3 protein-coding genes and 1 riboswitch are annotated in these 3,066 nt (G+C 64.2%); of the genes, 2 read left to right on the top strand and 1 reads right to left on the bottom strand.

The window, feature by feature from the left end:
• Window positions 1-403 precede the first annotated feature (403 nt).
• On the top strand, window positions 404-1,375 hold the full coding sequence (locus tag Q8K05_RS08035) for a tripartite tricarboxylate transporter substrate binding protein (protein WP_305246085.1): 972 nt from the start codon (window positions 404-406) through the stop codon (window positions 1,373-1,375).
• Between the two features lie 16 nt (window positions 1,376-1,391).
• Here Q8K05_RS08035 and Q8K05_RS08030 read toward each other — a convergent pair whose 3' ends face one another.
• On the bottom strand, window positions 1,392-2,207 hold the full coding sequence (locus tag Q8K05_RS08030) for an HAD-IIB family hydrolase (RefSeq protein ID WP_305246083.1): 816 nt from the start codon (window positions 2,205-2,207) through the stop codon (window positions 1,392-1,394).
• Window positions 2,208-2,273: 66 nt separating this feature from the next.
• Window positions 2,274-2,348, top strand: a riboswitch (S-adenosyl-L-homocysteine riboswitch).
• Between the two features lie 102 nt (window positions 2,349-2,450).
• On the opposite strand from Q8K05_RS08030, the gene Q8K05_RS08025 reads away from it, so the two are divergent.
• Window positions 2,451-3,066 (top strand): adenosylhomocysteinase (locus Q8K05_RS08025; protein ID WP_305246081.1); only part of this gene is annotated, 616 nt, incomplete at its 3' end.

Here is a 3,066-nt window from a genome sequence, read left to right as displayed (position 1 = left end):
CTGCTGGACGACCTGGGCGCCGTGGATGTGAAGCTCGGCACCGAGGTGATGGTCCAACTGGAGGCCCTGGTCAACGAAAAGACCGTGGCGGGCAGCCGCTACAACGAGCAGGGCAACCGCGAAGTGGATACCGAGGGGTTTTAGCCGGGGGCGGCTGCGCCAGGCGGACGGGGTGGCCCCGGCCAGCGCTGGCGTTACCACGGCTTCGCGCGGGGCGTGCAGCCAGCAGTGCGCACGGCAATGGCGAGCTGGACCTGTCCTGGCAGATCATCAACACCGTGCTGGCGCTGGAAACCGCCTGACGCCGACGCGACAGGCCGTCAGGTGTTGCCCTGATGTGGCGCGCGCTGGCCTGATGCAAGATTCGGATTTGAACATCACGCCACCACATCAGGAGATTTTCATGCAACGCCGACACTTACTGCAATCTGCCGCTGCGCTGGCTGTGCCTCTGCTGGGCCCGCTGGGCGCCGCGCACGCGCAAAGCTTCCCGACCCGGCCCATCAAGCTCGTCATCGCCTTTCCGGCAGGCGGGCCCACCGACATCACCATGCGGTCGCTGGCTGACAACGCCTCCAAAATTCTGGGCCAGCCGGTCATTGTGGAAAACAAGCCCGGTGCCGGTGGCACGCTGCCCGCGCAGCAGTTGCAGACCGCGGCACCCGATGGCTACACCCTGGCGCAGATCCCGCTGGGCGTGTTTCGCCTGCCCTACACCACCAAAATCAGCTGGGACCCGGTCAAGGACATTGCCTATGTGCTCAATGTGACGGGCTACGCGTTTGGCCTGGTCGTGCCGGCGGATTCGCCGCTCAAGACCTGGACCCACTTTGTCGCCTGGGCCAAGGCCAATCCCGGCAAGCTGAGCTATGGCTCGACCGGCACCATGACCAGCCCGCACCTGACGATGGAGCTGATTGCACAGAAGCTGGGCCTCGACCTGCTGCATGTTCCCTACAAGGGCAGTGCCGACCTGATGCAGTCGATTTTGGGCGGCAACATCATGGCAGCGGCCGATTCAACCGGCTTTGCGCCGCAAGTGGAAGCGGGCAAGCTTCGCGTGCTCAATACCTGGGGCGAGCAGCGGCTGGCCAAGTTTCCGGACGCGCCCACGCTCAAGGAACTGGGGCTGGACCTGGTGCAAAACTCGCCGTTTGGCATCGGTGCGCCGCGCGATACGCCGCCCGCCGTGGTCAAACGCCTGCACGACGCCTTCAAGCAGGCCATGGAGCAGGACAATTACAAAACGGCGCTGGCCCGCTATGACATGGTGCCCATGTACATGAGCAGCGCGGGGTACACCAAATTTGCCCAGGACACTTTCTTGCGTGAAAAGGCGCTGGTCGACAAGCTGGGACTGGCTAAACCGTCCTGACCCGGCGCGCTGCCAGTCAGCGCGCGGCCAGCAGGGCCGCCGCCACTTCCGCAAAGCCCGCGCCGCGTTCACCGTGGGTGATGTAGCGCGGCTTGTGCGTCAGCTGCGCTTCAAAACGGCGCACATTGGCGACGCCCACCGAGTTGTCGAAGGCTTCAAACATCAGCTGGTCGTTGGTCGAGTCGCCCACATAGACCCAGCGCGCCAGTTCGGCGTCCAGGTCGCGGCCCAGCAGCTCGCGCACAATCCAGCGCGCGCCTGCCAGCTTGTTGTGCGCGCCAAACCAGCCGTTGATGTGGATGGAGCTCACGGTGGCATTCATGCCCTCGCTCTGCATGATCTGTATCGCCTGCGCAATGCGCTCGGGCGGCAGCTGCGCAAATTCGCTGTGGTCAATCGCGATGTCGGTCTCGCGCCCCGGGCTGTCCTGCGCCAAGACCGCGCCAGCGACTTCCTGCGTCACGCGCCTGGCCACCCGCTGCATGCGGGCGTAGTTGGCGGCACGCGTGGCGTCATCCTGTTGATATAGTTTTGATAGCTGCTCGCGCCCGTCCTGATTGGGGCGGAGGCCTTTTTTGCTTGAGAAAATGGCTACGGCGCCGTTTTCAGCAACGATCGCGTCGACCGGCCAGTCCCGCGCGAAGGGCAGGCTCCAGCCGACCGGGCGGCCGGTGATGGGAATGACATGCAGCCCGGCCGCTGTCAGGGCCGCCAGCGCGGCCAGCGCGTCGGCCGTGATGGCGCCGTCGGTGGTCAGGGTGTCGTCGATGTCGGTCAAGACGCCGGTGACGCCGCGACGGGCCAGGAGATTCCAGTGGTTCAGTGCCTGCATCGGGGAAATTTTCGCACGCCGCTGGCGCGCCTGGCCTGCGTTGTGGTGGCTTCGGTACAATACGCGGTTCCTGAGGAGCGTTGCAACCCACGGCATGTGGTCTAGGCTCAGGACTTTTATTTGCAACCACGCTCACCCGCATGTGCTCTTAAGCCGGGTGAGTGAGACCACATTCCCTTCGATTGACGCCTGCGGCCGTGGCCATTTTGCCCTGCTTGACCCTCGATTTTGGAGATGCCCCCAATGAACGCCGTATTGAACACCGTACAAAATTCCGACTCTGTGATTGCCGACCTGTCGCTCGCCGACTGGGGCCGCAAAGAGCTCAAAATCGCCGAAACCGAAATGCCCGGCCTGATGGCGATTCGCCAGGAGTTCGCGCAAGCCCAGCCTTTGAGCGGCGCGCGCATCACCGGCTCGCTGCACATGACGATCCAGACCGGCGTGCTGATCGAGACGCTGCAGGCCCTGGGCGCCGACGTGCGCTGGGCTTCGTGCAACATCTTCTCGACGCAGGACCATGCCGCCGCCGCGATTGCCGCGCAAGGCACGCCGGTATTCGCCATCAAGGGCGAAACCCTGGCCGACTACTGGGACTACACGCACCGCATCTTCGAATTCACCGGCGCCAAAGGCACGCCCGAAGAAGGCCCGAACATGATCCTCGACGACGGCGGCGATGCCACGTTGCTGATGCACCTGGGTGCCCAGGCTGAAACCGACGCCAGCCTGATCTCCAAGCCCGGCAGCGAAGAGGAAATCTGCCTGTTCAACGCCATCAAGGCCAAGCTCGCGCAAGACCCGACCTGGTACAGCCGCCGCCTGAAAAACATCGTCGGCGTGACCGAGGAAACCACCA

This window comes from Polaromonas sp. (assembly GCF_030682935.1).
In the GTDB taxonomy this organism is placed as follows: domain Bacteria; phylum Pseudomonadota; class Gammaproteobacteria; order Burkholderiales; family Burkholderiaceae_C; genus Polaromonas.
Note: the sequence above shows the minus strand (reverse complement) of the source record. Positions and strands in the feature narration are given on the sequence as shown.